The organism is Pelotomaculum terephthalicicum JT, from assembly GCF_022410535.1.
Classification (GTDB): domain Bacteria; phylum Bacillota; class Desulfotomaculia; order Desulfotomaculales; family Pelotomaculaceae; genus Pelotomaculum_D; species Pelotomaculum_D terephthalicicum.
On sequence record NZ_JAKNBL010000007.1, the window covers coordinates 97107 to 114371 of the forward strand.

Genomic DNA, 17265 nt, shown 5'->3' on the forward strand with positions numbered 1-17265 from the left:
GTAAGGTAATATGCTGGACAGAGGTGAGGTTTTTGCTGAGAGTAGCTTTAGGCCAAATGGAAGTAATACCCGGAAGACCGGATCTAAATACCCGGACAATGCTGAAGATGTTGGCAGAAGCACGTGGGCGGCAGGCCCAGATTGCTATATTTCCGGAAATGTGCATCCCCGGTTATCTGATTGGTGACACCTGGGAACAACAAGCCTTTCTCCGGGACTGCGAAAGACATGGCCGCATGATCACAGAAGCTTCCGCCGGCTTATGCGTTTTATTCGGCAATGTGGGAATAGATTGGAGCAAAACCGGCGACGACGGCAGAGTGCGCAAGTACAACGCGTTCTTTATCGCGCAAAACGGCAAACTGCGTGGTGATGAGAATTTCCCCTACCCTTTCCGGATCAAAACATTACAACCAAATTACAGGGAATTTGATGACACCCGACATTTCTACAGTCTGCGCAAGCTGGCCCCGGAACTGGGGAAAAGCGTCGAGGACATGCTTCAACCGGTGCGTCTGAACATAGCCGGGGAGTCTGTCAATATTGGATGCATTCTTTGCGAAGACGGTTGGAGCGAGGACTACAGCGTTAAAACCATAGCGTCTGTTCACCGGAATGGACCGGTGCACCTGTTTGTGAACATCTCCGCCTCGCCGTTCACCCTGGGCAAAAACAACAAACGCAACCGGGTCTTTGCTAAACAGGTTGAAAGCACCGGGGTTCCTTTGATTTATGTGAATAACGTGGGCACGCAGAATAACGGCAAAACCGTTTATACTTTTGACGGTTTCAGCACTATATATAACGGTAAGGGAGAAATAATCGACTATTGCCCTCCTTTCACCCAAACGTTGAAATGCATTGACCTGGACTTAACCCAAAAGGGAGAAGACCATTCTCCGGTCACAGTGCCGGACGACCAGGGCATGGACAGTGTTTATCAAGCTCTTAATTACGGCATAGACAAATTCACACGTTCAATAGGCATGGAAAAAGTGGTGATCGGCGCTTCGGGCGGCATCGACTCGGCTGTCAGCGCCGCTTTGTATACGCAGGTGCTGGGACCGGAGAATATATTACTCGTAAATATGCCAAGCATATACAACTCCGCGACCACCAAGGACTTGGCCGCTAAACTGGCCCGGAATTTAAGCTGTCAGTATACCGTTATGCCTATTCAAGAATCAGTCGATTATACGATCAAACAAATCAGCCATACTCCGGTAGTCGACCTGAAAAACGGCCGTCAATTCAACCTTACAGTCACTCCTTTCGCGGCTGAAAATATCCAGGCCCGCGACCGTTCAGCCCGGGTTCTGGCCGGGCTGGCGGCGGCCTTTGGCGGCGGTTTCGTCTGCAATGCCAATAAGAGTGAAATGACCGTGGGTTACTCCACGCTATACGGGGATCTGGCCGGCTTCCTGGCGGCTCTGGCCGATCTTTGGAAACATCAGGTCTACGCTCTGGCCGGTTATTTAAATGAACATGTATACGAGAGGGAAGTCATCCCCCAAAAAACTATCGATATCGTTCCCAGCGCGGAACTTTCCTTTGAGCAAGCCGTGGAACAGGGCAAGGGCGACCCGATTTTTTATCCGTACCATGATTACTTGTTTCATGCTTTTATGGAAGCTTGGAACAGGTCGGCGCCTGAAGATATCCTGGATTGGTACAGGCAGGGTATCCTCGAAGAAAAAATCGGCTGTCAGCCCGGCCTGGCCAAACAGCTTTTCCCCAGCGTCCGCGAGTTTATCGCCGACCTGGAGCGCTGGTGGAAACTATATACCGGCATGGCTGTCGCCAAAAGAATTCAAGCCCCGCCGGTCCTCGCGATAAGCCGGAGAGCCTATGGATTCGACCACCGCGAGGCGCAAAACGGGCTTTTAAACACTGCCCGGTACTATGAGTTGAAAGAACAGCTCTTGAATACACTGAAAAAAGACTAACTTAATAGCACATTAAAAATTGGCCCGAATATATTATTGTTGTACGACAACAATATGAAGCTCGGGCAACGGCGCCGTGAGTAATTCAGTACTCCGCGCGCTTTTTTATTTTACAGCCCGTTTTCCGTCGTTTAATAACTTAAAGAGCATTGATTTACAAGGTTCCAAGAATAAAAAGGAGCGTGAAAGCCTGATGTGCGGCATTACAGGTTGGATAGACTGGGAAAAGGATCTAAATCAACAGCGCCACACTCTGGAATCAATGATTGAAACATTGGCCTACCGCGGGCCGGACGCCTCAGGAGTGTGGCTTTCGACACGCGCGGCTTTAGGCCACCGCCGGCTGGTCGTGGTTGATCCGGCGGGCGGCGGACAACCGATGACCCGCCGGCGCGGGGCTCACACATACACGATCACCTATAACGGCGAGTTGTACAACACGCTAGATTTGCGGCGGGAACTGGAAACACGCGGCTATAATTTCCTTACCCAAAACTCAGACACCGAAGCGCTCCTGTTCGCTTTCATGGAGTGGGGCGCGGCTTGCGTGGAACGTTTTAACGGTATTTTCGCGTTTGCGATTTGGAGTGAATCCGACCAGACCCTCTTTCTCGCCCGTGACCGTCTCGGCGTCAAACCATTATTTTATACACAGCGCGGCAGCGCCTTTCTCTTCGGCTCCGAACTGAAAGCACTGCTTGCCCACCCGGCGGTCCGTCCCGAAGTGGGCGCGGAAGGCCTGGCCGAAATTTTTGCCATGGGGCCGTCCCGCACACCGGGGCACGGAGTATTCCGCGGGGTTGCGGAACTGAGGCCGGGACACTGCCTGACTTATAACCGCGGCGGGATTCATATAAGACAATACTGGGCGCTGGAAAGCCGGCTACACGAAGACGACTTGGACGCCACAACAGCTCACGTGCGCGAACTCTTTCAGGATACTGTTAAACGCCAGCTTGTCGCGGACGTGCCGGTCTGCACCCTCCTGTCAGGCGGCCTCGACTCAAGCGCGATCACGGCGCTTGCCGCGGGAGCGTTCAAACAAGCCGGCCTCGAACCGCTTCACACTTATTCCGTAGACTATGTCGGCAACGACCATCATTTTCAACCAAACCGCTTTGAACCCGGCGCTGACGAACCGTGGGTGAGACGTGTTTCCGATTCCTTCGGCACGGTCCACCATAAAATTTTAATCGACACCCCTCAGTTGGCCGAAGCGCTAGGATCAGCCGTACGGGCTAACGACTTGCCCGGCATGGCCGACGTGGACTCCTCTCTTTATCTATTCTGCCATGAGATAAAAAAAGAAGCCACGGTCGCCCTGTCCGGTGAATCGGCGGATGAAATATTCGGCGGGTATCCCTGGTTTCACAATGAAGAAGCGCTAGCGTCCGGAACGTTTCCCTGGATCAGCATGATACGGGACAGGGCCGGCTTGCTTTCACCCGAACTGGTTGAGCTGATCAAGCCTGAAGAATACGTGAACGAACGCTATCGCGACGCTTTGTCGGAAGTGCCCCGCCTCGCGGGTGAACCGCCTGCCGAAGCACGCATACGCGAAATCTTTTACCTTTGTATAACACGATTCATGCCCACCCTGCTTGACCGCAAGGACCGTATGAGCATGTCAAACGGCCTTGAAGTGAGAGTGCCGTATTGCGACCACCGCCTGGCCGAATACGCCTGGAACATTCCCTGGGCCATGAAAACATGCGACGGAATGGCAAAAGGTATCCTGCGCCGGGCACTCAAAGGCATTCTGCCCGATGATGTGCTCACACGGCGCAAGAGTCCATATCCGAAGACACATAACCCTTCCTACTTGACTGCTGTCAAGGATTGGGTCCTGCGCATCCTTGACGACCGCACCTCTCCCTTGCATCAGCTGGTGAACACCGGCAAACTCCGCTCCATGGCCCAGTCCGGCGATATGGTCTTCGACCGGCCGTGGTTCGGCCAGCTCATGCGCGGCCCCCAGCTTCTCGCTTACCTGGCCCAGGTTGATGTCTGGCTGCGTGAATACCGGGTTGCCGTCCGGTAAGAGTTATATCGGAAATATATTTGAAACAATTTGCTAACGAAGCCCTCGAATCGCCTGCCGGCGGAAAACGAGGGCTTCTGAGTTCAGCTTCCCTATGGGTTTATTTCTCCGCAACTACTTTGGTGCCTAGAACGCTCCATATACGCGGGTCCTCCATACCGAGCCGCCAGACGGCAATACCTCCAAGGGTGTAACTGTTAACGATGTCAAGCTTGCAGGTCAGGCTGGAAGCGTTTTCAAACCATACCTGGTGTTCTCTTCCATAGTTCCAGTAATAGAAGTACGGCACTTTTCCGGCCTCGTTCCATTGTATGACTGCTCCCCTGGAAACCGCTATATCCATAGCCTGGCTGTAGGAAAGATAAGTCGGGCCAGCCTGACCAGTTTCCCAGTCAAAGCCATAGCCGGGTATGCCCAGGAGAATTTTTTCCGGAGGGATATTTTGCACAGCGAACTTCACAACACTCTCAACCCAGCCGGATGAAGCTATCGGACCCGGCCCGCTGGAATAGCCGTGTTCGTCGTAGGACATGATGATCACATGATGTGCATACCGGCCAATCTCACCGTAGTCAAAGGGGCCGGACCAGGTATTGGAACGGTCGTCCCACGTTTTGGCCGGCACGCAGACTGTAACCTTGTAACCCTGCTTGTCCAACCTCTCGTACAGCTCTTTTACCAGCAGGGAGAACTTGTCCCGGTCCCACAGGTATACATTTTCAATATCAAGGTTGACTCCGTCATAACCGTATTTTTTGATCAAGCTTTCCAACTGGCTGATGAACGTTCTCCTGGTATCAGCAGTAGCCAACATCTCCGAGGCCAATTCTTTAGCGTCGATCTGGCCGCCGTACAGCAAGTTGTGAACCAGAACCAAAGCCTGAACGTTGTTCCGGCGAGCCTCTTCGATAACAGCAACTTTGTCTTCAGTGGCCGGTTCATCACCGCTTTGATGCTCCCATATTTCCATCCCGTTCTCAGGTGAAAGCCTGTACCAAAACGGGGCAACAGCGCTTATCAGTTCGCTGTTGGCCGTCATACTGTTGTAAGAACTGGGCTGATCCATTTCTCTGTCCACATAGAAACCCAGAACATAGAGGCTGTTGTTATTGCCGGAAAATGGAATGTAAACCTTGCCCTGCGGTATACGGAGTAGTTGACCGGGATAAATCATGTCGGAGTGGAGGTTATTTGCAATTTTTAATTCATCTATCGTTGTCCCGTATTTTTTGCCGATGGAAAACAGAGTATCACCTTTTTGAATTATGTATGTCCGAGCTAGAATTGGAGACGCGCATATTAAAACAGCGACTATAACAGTTAATATAAAAGCAATATTTTTTATTCTTTTCAAAAAAACTCCTCCTCGTATCCCGGATAAACAAATTATACAGGAGGAAGAGATAGTATTCACTGTGTAATAAGTGGTAATTGTATAAAGACATGTGATCGTTTTTTCTATCATTACCGCTTATTGACTTAGAAAACTTAGTAGTCTATATTGTTAAGGCCTATGTATAGTGGTAAAATTTAAAACTGAAATCTTATTATCATGGGGATTAGGATTCAGACTTCGGTGGGAGGTAGAATCCCCCACCGAAGTCCCGAAGTTCGGCGGAAGCTAAAAAAGTACACTATTATTCGAAGGTAATTTTACGAGGTAATCAAAATGAACAAGACAATGATCTATGTACTGGAAACACGTCCTCAATTTATTATTCTGTCCATAGCATGCGTACTGGTCGGTGCAGGCGCAGCGTACTGGAAGGCAGGCAGCATTAACCTTTACTATCTTGTCATTGCCATGGTTGGAGCCATTTCGGCGCATGCTTCAGTGAACATACTGAATGATTATTGTGACTACAAGAGCGGGCTTGATGAGATGACTTTAAAAACTCCTTTCAGCGGCGGCAGTGGTATTCTGCCTGGCAAGAAGATGTCCTCCAAAGCCGCCCTTTACTATGGCCTGGCGACTTTGAGTATAGCAATTATACTGGGTTTTTATTTAGTGTTTGCCCGGGGCTGGCAGATACTCTTGGTGGGCGTCCCGGGGATATTACTGATTGTTTTATACACCCGGTATATAACCCGTTCCCCCTTGCTGTGCCTGTTGGCGCCAGGGTTGGGATTCGGACCCTGTATGGTTCTGGGCACTTATTTCGTAATGCGGGGATTTTATGATGTTACATCCGTGGCCGTTTCTCTAATCCCACTCTTTTTTGTAAGCAATCTTCTGCTGCTGAATCAATTCCCGGATATCGAAGCCGACCGCGCCGCAGGACGCCGGCACTTGCTGACCTTAATTGACCTTAAGGGAAATACTTATATTTATTCCGCCTTAAACTTTGGAGCCTTTCTTGTGCTGATCATCAGTGTTTATCTGAAATTGCTGCCGTTATTAACCCTTGTGGCATTGATTAGTCTGCCGCTCGCGATAAATACCACTATTGGCGTCAGTAAAAACTGTGACGATATTCCATCTTTGTTGCCTTATTTGGGGAAGAATGTCCTCCTTATTCTTTCCACACTTTTTCTCGTAGCAATAGGGTTATTCTTTTCTTGATAATATTGCCTTCCTTCAATACCTTCCTCTTTTCCGACATGCAAAAATTTATTCCCGTTTCATCTATATATTCAGCTGATAATTCGGAATACTAACAGCAAGCGGAGTCAACGGTAAATGAATACCTGGAAATCCGGCTTGTCTATTTTTTGACTTGGGGGAGGATGGGGATCTTGAAAAAAAATTCAGGATTATTTGCGATAGCATTAATAGTAATATTCTGTCTTATTGCTTTCTGTTATGCGTTTGTGGTAAAGAAGAATTCAATTACGGCCCAGTCAACTGCCGGGCTATTTCAGAAACAACCGGAAGAAGCACCCGAATACCCGCCGGGCAGGTTTACCACCATCATTGACGAGCAGGAAAACGTACTGTCAATGATGTCCAGGGCTGTATACATAGGAGATGAAATTTACACTTCCGAAGGGAAGATCTATCGGCTGGACAAGGTGCAGGGCGACCGGGCATCGGCAAGATTTTTGGGTATGGACCCGCAAATAGTAGCCTATAATGAGTTTTACGCATCTCAGGAAATACCGGTAATTAATAATAACACCTCAAACAAACCGTCTTCACCGGCCAACTTTGCCATTTACCATACTCACAGCGACGAGTCGTACATACCTTCCGACGGCGCCGATTCCATAAACTTCAAAGGTGGTATCTACAAGGTAGGCATGATCATAGCCGAGCGCTTAAGGAAAGCTGGGATGGGAGTAGATTACGACCAAACACCGCATGACCCGCACGACAATAACGCTTATGTTCGTTCGCGGCGGACGGCGGTAAAACTGTTGAGCAACAACCCGGTGGCAATGTTTGACGTACACCGTGACGGTGTGCCTGATCCAAATTTTTATAGAGATAAAATCAGTGGTCAGAACGTGGCCAGACTTCGTCTTGTAATAGGCCGGGAAAATCCGCGCATGTCGGCAAATCTGGATTTTGCCAAACAGATGCTGACTGCTGTAAATAATATCCATCCAAAGGTGGTAAAGGAAATTTTCGTGGGGAAAGGTAACTATAACCAGGATTTATTGCCCACCGCTCTGCTTATCGAGGCAGGTACTTACACCAACACCAGGGAGGAAGCCGAACGGGGCGTCGCCCTGTTTGCTGAAGCGCTGCCCCCAGCTCTTGGCATTAATACTGCTTCTCCGGCTCCCCAAGGACCGGCAGCCCCAAGTGCGTCCACAGAGGCAACCAGGGGTTCATGGAAGGCGCTGGGGTGGCTGCTGGGAATGACAGTTTTTGCCGGCCTGGCGTTTATACTGATTAGTGACGGAAACCTATTCAACGCCAGAAAAAGGTTTTCAGATTTTATCAGAGAGATTATGCCTCTTGTCCCGCGCCGGGCGGCACGTAAACCGGAGCTCAATAACGAAAATAAAAAGAATAACGATTAAACATAAAATATGCGGAAACTGTTAACTCTCCTGCATTTTTGCGGACGCGGCATTTATTACCCCTCAGCACTAAAACCTATTTTTTCCATTCCTTCCCGTAAATATTGTTGAGCCAGATCAACATATAGCTGCTTGCCCCACGTCCAAAATTCAACGTCTCTGGATTCAACTTCTCTTATAATACGGGCCGGGTTACCGGCTACCACAACTTTTTCAGGCACACTCTGCCGATTCCTGACAACACTTCCCTCGGCAACAATAGCCCAGTATCCGACTTTGGCATGCAGGCTCAAAATAGCTCCCATGCCAATGACAGCATAGTCAGCAATATCTTCCGCGTGGATTATCGCGCCGTGCCCCGCGGTTACACTCCGTCCAATCCGGCAGGTACCGCCCGGCGGCGCGTGTATCACTGTGCCTTCCTCAATCGCGGTCCCCGAACCAATGACGATAGTCCCGTAATCACCCCTGAGGATGGCTCCGTGCCCTATGTAGCTGTTTTCACCAACCCGGACGTCACCAATAACCATGGCCAGTTCACTCACGTAACTTCCCGCACCAATAAACGGCTCCCTACCGGAGAAACGATACAATGACATGAGAATGCCTCCAAACAATTATGAAAATAATGTTTAGGATCGCGCCCCGTATACCTTGTCCGGGTCGAACAATTTTTCACCTACCACTGAAACGGTCCCGTCCTGTTCCAGCCGGTAATGAAAACAAGTGCGGTATCCTTCATGACAGGCTGCTCCTTGTTGCTCCACCTTCAACAGGAGAGTGTCGCGGTCACAGTCGTAGAACACCTCTTTCACCCGCTGGACGTTGCCCGAGGTTTCTCCTTTATGCCAGAAGACCTTCCTGCTGCGGCTCCAGAACCAGGTTTCACCGGTGGCCAGTGTCTTTTCCAAAGACGCCTGGTTCATATAGGCCATCATCAGCACCTCTCCGTTGCCTGCGTCTTGGACTATGGCCGGAACGAGGCCTGCCTCGTTGTATTTGATCCTGTTTAAATCCATAAAATAACCTCCGTTACGCAAAAACTATCATACTTGCCGCAATCTTGCCGCAAGGGACGTGAATTAGATTCTAACTGCGATGCCAACGGACCGCAAGTATTTCTTCGTCTCCCGGATTGAATACTCGCCATAGTGAAAAATTGAAGCGGCCAGGGCGGCGTCGGCTTCTCCCTCAGTCAAACCTTCGGCCATATGCTGTAAAGTACCGACCCCACCGGAAGCGATTACAGGTATATTTACCGCTCTCGCTATGGTCCGGGTCAGAGGGAGATCAAATCCGTCTTTAGTGCCGTCCCGGTTCATGCTGGTGAGCAGTATTTCCCCCGCTCCGAGCGATTCGACTTTTTGAGCCCATTCCCGCGCATCGATCCCGGTGGGCGTACGGCCCCCATGGATGTAAACCTCCCAGCTGGCCGGTCCTGACTGCCGGGCGTCAATGGCAACCACGACACACTGGCTGCCGAATCTACCCGCGGCTTCCGCCACCAGATTCGGGTTCTTCACCGCCGCTGTATTGACAGACACTTTATCCGCGCCAGCCGTGAGGATGGCGCGAATGTCCTCCAGGGTGCTGATTCCGCCGCCCACAGTATATGGGATAAACACCTCGCCGGCAGTACGGTAAACCATATCCAGGGTAGTTTTGCGCTCTTCAAATGATGCTGTGATATCCAAGAATACCAGTTCATCCGCCCCTTCCCGGTCATAAAAAGCAGCCAATTCAACCGGATCGCCGGCGTCACGCAGATTAACGAAATTCGTTCCTTTAACAACCCTGCCGTTAGCAACGTCCAAACAAGGAATAATCCTTTTCTGAAGCATATTTACGCCTCCGTTTCTTCCCCGGCGGCAATGGCCAGCGCTTCTTTCAAAGTAACGGTTCCGGCATAAAGCGATTTGCCGATGATCACTGAATCAATACCCAGATGCTCTAATTTTTTTACTGCCCTCAGGTCATCCGCAGTGGAAACACCGCCTGAAGCGACTATCTTTAAGCCGGTTGCCCGGGCAAGCTCCCCGGTGGCTTCGAGGTTTGGTCCCTGCAGAGTACCGTCACGCCTGATGTCCGTAAACACAACTCTTTGAACGCCCCGGTCCTGCATTTCTCTGGCCAGCTCCAGAGTGCTCTTTTCCACAGTCATACCCCAGCCTTCAATGGCCACACGCCCGTTTCGCCCGTCAATACCCACCAGTATAGCCTCCCCGAATTTGCCGCAGGCCTCGGAAACCATTTGCGGCCTCAAGATAGCCGCCGTTCCGAGGATCACCCTAGTCGCGCCCAGTTCCAGCAAGCGCTCCACAGTATCCAGACTTCTTATCCCCCCGCCAATCTGCACCGGCATATTGACAGCATTCAATATTTCACTGATTACGTCCATGTTCTTGGGAGCGCCTGCAAACGCGCCGTCCAAGTCAACAACGTGCAGCCAGCGGGCGCCCTGTTCCTGCCAGTGAACGGCCATGGCCACCGGATCGTTTGAATAAACTGTTTCTTGGTCCAACTTGCCCTCCACCAGCCTCACACACTTGCCGGCGCGCAAGTCAATTGCGGGAATAATCAACATCCTTCAACCACTCTCCCGAAATTCTCTAATATTTTTAAGCCCAGGGTACTGCTCTTTTCCGGGTGAAACTGAATTCCGTATATATTCCCCTTCCCCACAATACAAGCAAAACGCACCCCGTACTCAGTCAGCGCCAGGGCCAATTCCTCCTTGGCCGGGTCTACATAATAAGAATGGACAAAATAAAATGAAGAAAGGTCGGGAATACCCTCTAGCAGCGGATCCGGACGTTTTATCTCCAACTGGTTCCAGCCCATGTGCGGTATTTTTAACCCCTCCGGCAGGCGGCGCACCCGCCCCGGGAAAATACCAAGCCCTTCCGAGATTCCCCACTCTTCACTTGTTTCAAAAAGGAGCTGCTGTCCCAGGCAAATACCCAGGAATGGCTTTCCGGCTTCAACCGCCCGGTGAATGGCATCACCCATGCCGCCCGACCGCAGGTTGACCATGGCATCGGCAAAAGCGCCAACTCCGGGAAGAACCACCCCGTCGGCTTCATCAATTTGTCCCGGATTTACAGCTACAACAGTCTTGACGCCAACTTTCTCAAAACCTTTGTGCACACTTCTGAGATTTCCCATACCGTAATCTATAATAGCAATCATTTTATCCTCCAACAAACATAGCTTTTGGAAAAGAAATACTAACTAACTTTATAGAACTCCTTTTGTGGTTGGAATGCCGCTCATGCCGCTCGCGGCAACGGCTTCCCGCAGAGAATGCCCTAAAGCCTTGAAAATCGACTCAATAATATGGTGGGTGTTTTTGCCCGCCAACAAACGGACGTGCAGATTAAACTCACCATTCATAGCCACAGCCCTTAAAAATTCCTCAACTAACTCGGTCTCAAAATCTCCAACCCGCTGCGCCGGCATGGGCGCGTCGAAAGCTAAAAAACCCCGCCCGCTTAAATCAACCGCAACTAAAGCCAATGCTTCATCCATGGGGATGATTGCGCTGCCGTAGCGCTTAATCCCCTGTTTCCCGCCCAGAGCTTCCTTTATGGCGCGGCCCAGGCAGATACCGGCGTCTTCAACGGTATGGTGCCCGTCAACAGCTAAATCTCCTTGTGCCGCAATTTCCAGATCGAAGCTGGCATGTTTGGCAAAGAGCTGCAGCATATGCTCGAAAAACGGCAACCCGGTCTGTATCCGGAAAGCTCCTGTGCCATCTAAGTCTACAGTCAGATTTATCTCGGTTTCCCCGGTTTTACGACTGACCGTGCCTTTGCGTAATCTGCTCATAAAGTTCACCTTTCAAATTCAATTTACGTCTTCAGGATATCACCAAGAGCCTTCAGGAACACCCCGTTTTCCCGCTCAGTCCCCACTGTCACCCGGAGGCAGCGTGACAAGGCCGGGTCATCTAAATAGCGGATTAAAACACCGCGTTCCAGCAGACCGTCATAAACCATCTTCGACGGCAACACCGTGCGGAACAGAATAAAGTTGGTCTCGGTGGGAAATACCTCTATACCGGGCAACCCGGCCAGGGCGGAAAAAAGGTGTTCCCTCTCGGCCAGGATTCTTTTTACTCTTTCCTGGAAAAGCGGCATGTTATCAAGCACAGCCCTTGCCGCCGCCTGAGAAAAAGAATTAACGTTATACGGCGGTTTTGTTTTAAGCAACTCTGTCATAACCGGACCGCGCGCCAGGAGATATCCCACCCGCATGCCGGCCATGCTGAGTGCTTTGGAAAATGTGCGCAGGATCACCAGATTAGGATAGTTTTTTAATAAAGGAGCACCGGTTTCACCGCCGAATTCTCCATAGGCCTCGTCCACCACCACCACGGCATTGGTATTTACCAGGATCTCCTCAATTACATCCAGCGGAGCAGCGTTGCCGGTTGGACTATTGGGGTTGCAGATAACAACAATTTTCACCTCGGGTTTTGCCGCTGCTCTTATTAATGATTTGACATCGAGGCTAAAATCTTCAAGGCGGGGAACCTTTAATTCCCGGGACAACGCGATACGTCCATGTATCCCGTACATGGAAAAGGTCGGAGTCGCCACTGCAAACGCCGCCCCAGCGCCAAAAGCCAGCATCACCGTCAGGATAAGTTCGTCCGAGCCGTTGCCGACCATAATGTTTTCCGGTGCGACTCCGGTATAAGACGATAGTTTTTCACGCAGCTTGAAGGCATTTGTGTCCGGATAGCGATTGAAGTCCTGAGGAACAATGGTCTGGAAGATTTTATTTTTTACTTCAACCGGAAAATCGAAAGGATTTTCATTATCGGCCAATCTGATCATGTTTGGATAGGCGGGAGCATCATAGGGAATTAATACTTTTAAGTCATCCCGTGCCAGGGTGTTGATTGCAAAAATTGATCCCATCTTAACAGCCCTCATCTTCTTTTATTGCTTCATGTTCAAGCATCCTCACCCGCACGGCGTTGGCATGGGCGGATAAGCCTTCAACTTCAGCCAGCTTGACTATGGCGCCACCGGCTTCATTTAAGGCGGCCGGCGTATAAGAGAGCAAACTGGTTTTTTTGATAAACGCATCAACCCCCAAGGCTGAGTAAAACCGTGCCGTCCCTCCCGTCGGAAGAACATGGTTCGGTCCCGCCACGTAGTCGCCAACCGGCTCGGGAGTATGGCGGCCTAAGAAAACAGCGCCGGCATTTTCCACTCTGTTCAGCCAGTTAAATGGCTCAGTAATCATTAATTCCAGGTGTTCCGGAGCAAAGTGGTTGGCCAGGTCAAAAGCCTGCTCCAGGTTTTCGGTCACAACTATAGCTCCGTAATTTTCCAGGGATTTTTCGATTATCTCCCGGCGGGAAAGCAATGACGCCTGCCTGAATACTTCAGCTTGTACTTTGAGCGCCAGTTCACCGCAGGGGGTCAGCAAGACCACTGAGGCCATTTCATCGTGTTCGGCCTGCGACAGCAAGTCGGCAGCCACGAAAGACGGGGTGGCGGTATCGTCCGCAATAACCAGCACCTCACTCGGCCCGGCCAACATATCAATATCCACCTGTCCATAAACTTGTTGTTTGGCTAGAGTAACGTAAATATTCCCCGGACCGGTAATTTTATCAACTTTGGGAACAACAGCCGTTCCGTACGCCAGGGCGGCAATTGCTTGCGCTCCGCCAATTTTATAGATCTCACTCACCCCGGCCTCGGCTGCCGCCACCAAAGTGTGGGGGTCTATTTTCCCATCGCCGGCGGGTGGTGTGACCATGGCGATTTCTTGAACTCCGGCAACCCTTGCCGGCACCGCGTTCATCAGCACTGATGAGGGATATGACGCTTTGCCGCCGGGAACATAGATACCAACCCGGCGCAAAGGCCTGACCATTTGACCTAAAACAATTCCCTTACCGCCTGTCTCGAACCATGATTGCTGCAATTGTCTTTTATGGTAAGCAGTAATATTATGTAAAGCAAGACGAAGCGCCTCAAGGAAACTATCGCCGACGAACCGGTAAGCAGCCTCCACTTCATCATTGGCAACCTTTAACTCCCCAGGCGCAAGCTTACTCCCGCCAAATTCGGCGTTAAACTCGCATACAGCCTCGTCGCCTCCGGCTCGCACTGAAGCAATAATACCGGCGACCCGCGCCGCAATTTTCTCTTGATTATCCGTTTTCCTAATAAATATTTTATCTAATAAGGAATCTCCGGCTTTCACTATTTTTATTATTTCATGTCTCATCCCGATACCTCTTCAATACGTTAAAATACTACCACAATAAAATAATAAATCCCTTTCTGCGGCCTGTCAAGATAAATCTTCTCTCAACCGGTCCAAAACCAGCTTATAACCATCCGCTCCGTAATTCAGAGCCCTTTTCACCCGGCTAATCGTTGCCGTACTGGCCCCGGTGCACTGGGTGATTTCTCCGTAAGTCCGGTTTTCCATGAGCATCTTGGCCACTTCAAGCCGCTGGGCCAACGACTTAAGTTCCGCAACTGTGCAAAGATCTTCAAAAAACTGATAACATTCGTCTATGTCTTTTAAAACTAATACAGCTGCAAAAAGCTTATCCAGGATATCTTCCTTTAATTTCCCAGAGTACAAGTTTACCCCTCCGGTTTTATGATATTACTCTTTATCATTTTAATTCGTTAAAGCATTCAAAGCAAGCCTACCTTGCCGCCATGATTTCATGCCTGCCAGTATTCCCCGAAAAGCTCTTTCCACTTAGCCACCGACTTTCCTTTCTTGCCTGCGCGGTGATAGGCAACACCTTGAATTGTCGTGTTGTAAGAGCTGGTTAGATTAGTGGAAAAAATATTAAAAACCGGCGAACTGGCAAATATATATTCGTCAATATAAGTATTCGATTTGCTGGGATCGAGGATATATGGCTTCTTTATTTTACCGTAATAATTATATACGTATCTAAACCATTGATAAATCGATTCGTACGATATTTCCAGCTTAATCTGCGAAGCGATAAGATCGGTTAGCAGTTCCAGGTGAAAAGGATTTAGTACCGTGCAGTTTACCCGTTGCCACATTGTCAGCAAGCGAATAAACGGTAAAAATGTCGGACCATTTCGCTTAACCGCCTGCTCCATCCACTGTTCGGGGATGGCCGGGTTGGCGGATATCCAGAAATCACTTTTGGGAACCATAAATTGTCCTCGCCCGTCATTTATCACAGCCAGTACCGGTGTAATCATATACTCTATTTCCTGTAGTGAAATAACTATATTGTTATTATTCACAGTTACAGAATCAAGGTACCCTTGGGACAGAAAGTAAACCAGACGCTGCATGGTATCTTTCACCTCGCGGTACTGGTCCGCAGGAGGTGTCATTACCGCAATCAGTTCTACCGGCTCCAACGGTTTAACCATCGTACCTCGCGCGAATGCGCCGCTAAAAGACAGCCTGGCGATATTTAAATCATAAGCTTTTTCCAATGTATGACATATATTTTCATATCCTATAGCTATATTATCTAAATCTTCTCTTGTCAGCGTCCATTGTTCCAGCATCTTACCAAGCATCGCATCTTTAACTTCGCACGCCGCCGACGTCAGTTCTGCCAACGGGGGCAATTCAATTCTGGCACGGGAGGCGGCTTTTCGTGTTTTTTTACCCACCACACCAGTAACGGCATTGGAGTTGTTAAACTGTACTTCAGGAACAAGGGTCTCTTCATTAATAAAACCGGTGGTCGCCAGAGCAAGCTCATAAACAGGAATACTCCCGAGTCCTTTTAACTCACGCATGCCGACATACCGGGAAATCAATTGTTCAAAGTCCATCAGGAAAGGTTTGATCATGTCCATTGTTGTTTCGTCAGTTAATATTTGATTCGGTAAGGATTGACTTGTCAGCCGGGCGCTCCGGTCAACCGTGTTTCCCAAATAATCCAATCCGTTAATATCGACTTTTTTGACAATGCCATGCACTAATCCAACCTTGGTACGAAAGGGATATTGATTCAAATGTATCGTTTGAACAAATTCGATGGAGGCGAGAATACCTTCCAGTGGAATTTTGAATACAACCATGATAGAATCCCCGATATGTTTGATTATTCTACCATTAAATCGCCGGCAGACCTCTGCCGCAACCTGATTGTGCTTTAAGGCCAGGTCAACTCCACGTAATTGCCCCATCTGCTTTTTCAGATGTGTTGAATCAACAAGATCAAAAAAAGCTACACATACCGCTTCCAAAGCGCCCAGTTCCTGGTATTGCTCATATAAGGATGTCGCCACAGGTCTTACACCTCCGGGGCCAACGGTTAATATTACATATTTCTCATAACAAGGCTTTTAGTTCTAATATATTTTCGATTCACTTTCCCGGCGGTTTTTCGGGCTTTTTGAAATCAAGCAATTGCCCCATATTGGGGGGTGGTTCAAAACTCTCCGGTGAAATGTGTTCAATTTCCGGAAAGTAGGATTTGATTTGCTCCATCACGGATCGAATAACTTTTTGCGTATCCTTGTCTGAATTTTCAATAGTAAGATTCAACGCCAATCCCAATAGAAGCATCTCGTCATGCGAAAGATAAAGCTCATAGTCATTTAGCGGAAGTTCATTTATTTTTGAAATCGCCATAAGGCATACGCCGGAGATAATAGCAAACAACTCGTTTTCAATTTTGCTGCTAGTAACTTCACCATGTATATTCGTTAGTGTTCCAATAACAGCGTTTAATAACACCGGCACGTCTTCAGGCGGTATTTTTAGATTGTATAACGCGGAAAATACATAGCTATCATCCCCGGTCCGCAGGATAAATTCCCCCCTGCTTCCGACAAAACCCACCATTCGCCCGTTTTCTATTTCTATTTCCACCAGTGAACCGTTGATATATAAACTGGTGGCAAAATTATTTCTAAGTAAGGATGAAAATTCCGGATTCCCGGAATCATCTTTTACATACTCTGGTTTAAAAAACTGGCCGGCTTCTCCCGGCTCATAATCAATCTCCACATCTTCAAAATAGATTATTTGCGCTTCGATCAGTTGTTCCTCGTAATAATGTTCAATCAGAATGTAATCATCTATCAAGTCTTCAAGTATTTCAACAATATCATCTGAATCGAAAACAATTCGGCTGTTGACCAAATTATAATCCACTTTTTTCTCCCTTCAAATTAAGATGTTTAAAAAATAAGGTTAATATTTATTAATGTCCGGTATTCAGAATTTAATAGTCAGAATTCAGAATATTTCGAGATGATAACTCCTCATTTCTTATCCTGACTTCAGACTCCTGACTCCTTAGTGGTTACGAATAAA

General features: G+C 49.0%; 16 protein-coding genes. 4 read left to right on the top strand and 12 right to left on the bottom strand.

The features are described from left to right. Positions 1 to 56 precede the first annotated feature (56 nt). Positions 57 to 1946: an NAD(+) synthase gene (nadE, locus tag L9W92_RS07065; protein ID WP_240083076.1), complete on the top strand. Its 1890-nt coding sequence runs from the start codon at positions 57 to 59 to the stop codon at positions 1944 to 1946. Positions 1947 to 2139: 193 nt separating this feature from the next. Then, positions 2140 to 3987: an asparagine synthase (glutamine-hydrolyzing) gene (gene asnB, locus L9W92_RS07070; protein ID WP_240083077.1), complete on the top strand. Its 1848-nt coding sequence runs from the start codon at positions 2140 to 2142 to the stop codon at positions 3985 to 3987. A 100-nt stretch (positions 3988 to 4087) separates the two neighbouring features. Here the strand turns inward: asnB and L9W92_RS07075 are convergent, their stop codons facing one another. Next, positions 4088 to 5341 carry a glycoside hydrolase family 18 protein gene (locus tag L9W92_RS07075; protein ID WP_240083040.1) on the bottom strand — a complete coding sequence of 418 codons (1254 nt, stop codon included), beginning with the start codon at positions 5339 to 5341 and terminating at the stop codon, positions 4088 to 4090. 315 nt (positions 5342 to 5656) lie between these two features. On the opposite strand from L9W92_RS07075, the gene L9W92_RS07080 reads away from it, so the two are divergent. Further along, the gene (locus tag L9W92_RS07080) at positions 5657 to 6550 is read left to right on the top strand and encodes a prenyltransferase (protein WP_240083041.1); all 894 of its coding nucleotides are present in this window, start codon (positions 5657 to 5659) and stop codon (positions 6548 to 6550) included. A 164-nt stretch (positions 6551 to 6714) separates the two neighbouring features. Beyond that, a complete protein-coding gene (gene spoIIP / locus L9W92_RS07085) occupies positions 6715 to 7956 on the top strand; it encodes a stage II sporulation protein P (protein WP_376741796.1) in 1242 nt (413 codons plus the stop codon). 56 nt (positions 7957 to 8012) lie between these two features. Here spoIIP and L9W92_RS07090 read toward each other — a convergent pair whose 3' ends face one another. From L9W92_RS07090 to L9W92_RS07140, 11 genes are all read right to left on the bottom strand, one after another. Next, on the bottom strand, positions 8013 to 8555 hold the full coding sequence (locus L9W92_RS07090; protein ID WP_240083043.1) for a gamma carbonic anhydrase family protein: 543 nt from the start codon (positions 8553 to 8555) through the stop codon (positions 8013 to 8015). A 33-nt stretch (positions 8556 to 8588) separates the two neighbouring features. Continuing rightward, positions 8589 to 8975: a phosphoribosyl-AMP cyclohydrolase gene (hisI, locus tag L9W92_RS07095; protein ID WP_240083045.1), complete on the bottom strand. Its 387-nt coding sequence runs from the start codon at positions 8973 to 8975 to the stop codon at positions 8589 to 8591. Between the two features lie 63 nt (positions 8976 to 9038). Then, positions 9039 to 9797: an imidazole glycerol phosphate synthase subunit HisF gene (gene hisF, locus L9W92_RS07100; RefSeq protein WP_240083046.1), complete on the bottom strand. Its 759-nt coding sequence runs from the start codon at positions 9795 to 9797 to the stop codon at positions 9039 to 9041. Positions 9798 to 9799: 2 nt separating this feature from the next. Continuing rightward, complete coding sequence (hisA, locus tag L9W92_RS07105) at positions 9800 to 10540, bottom strand: 1-(5-phosphoribosyl)-5-[(5-phosphoribosylamino)methylideneamino]imidazole-4-carboxamide isomerase (protein ID WP_240083047.1); 741 nt, start codon at positions 10538 to 10540, stop codon at positions 9800 to 9802. Then, positions 10534 to 11145 (bottom strand): imidazole glycerol phosphate synthase subunit HisH, encoded by a 612-nt coding sequence (gene hisH, locus L9W92_RS07110; protein WP_240083048.1) that lies wholly within the window; start codon positions 11143 to 11145, stop codon positions 10534 to 10536. The genes hisA and hisH overlap by 7 nt, the downstream gene beginning before the upstream one ends. A gap of 48 nt (positions 11146 to 11193) precedes the next feature. Then, entirely contained in the window at positions 11194 to 11784 is a 591-nt protein-coding gene (hisB, locus tag L9W92_RS07115) for an imidazoleglycerol-phosphate dehydratase HisB (protein WP_240083049.1), read from the bottom strand. Positions 11785 to 11807: 23 nt separating this feature from the next. Continuing rightward, positions 11808 to 12881: a histidinol-phosphate transaminase gene (gene hisC, locus L9W92_RS07120; protein ID WP_240083050.1), complete on the bottom strand. Its 1074-nt coding sequence runs from the start codon at positions 12879 to 12881 to the stop codon at positions 11808 to 11810. Position 12882: 1 nt separating this feature from the next. Then, positions 12883 to 14208: a histidinol dehydrogenase gene (hisD, locus tag L9W92_RS07125; RefSeq protein WP_240083051.1), complete on the bottom strand. Its 1326-nt coding sequence runs from the start codon at positions 14206 to 14208 to the stop codon at positions 12883 to 12885. 66 nt (positions 14209 to 14274) lie between these two features. Further along, positions 14275 to 14574 (bottom strand): YerC/YecD family TrpR-related protein, encoded by a 300-nt coding sequence (locus tag L9W92_RS07130; RefSeq protein WP_240083052.1) that lies wholly within the window; start codon positions 14572 to 14574, stop codon positions 14275 to 14277. Positions 14575 to 14660: 86 nt separating this feature from the next. Continuing rightward, complete coding sequence (locus L9W92_RS07135; protein ID WP_240083053.1) at positions 14661 to 16232, bottom strand: adenylate/guanylate cyclase domain-containing protein; 1572 nt, start codon at positions 16230 to 16232, stop codon at positions 14661 to 14663. Between the two features lie 79 nt (positions 16233 to 16311). Next, on the bottom strand, positions 16312 to 17103 hold the full coding sequence (locus L9W92_RS07140) for a hypothetical protein (protein WP_240083054.1): 792 nt from the start codon (positions 17101 to 17103) through the stop codon (positions 16312 to 16314). Between the last annotated feature and the right edge of the window lie 162 nt (positions 17104 to 17265).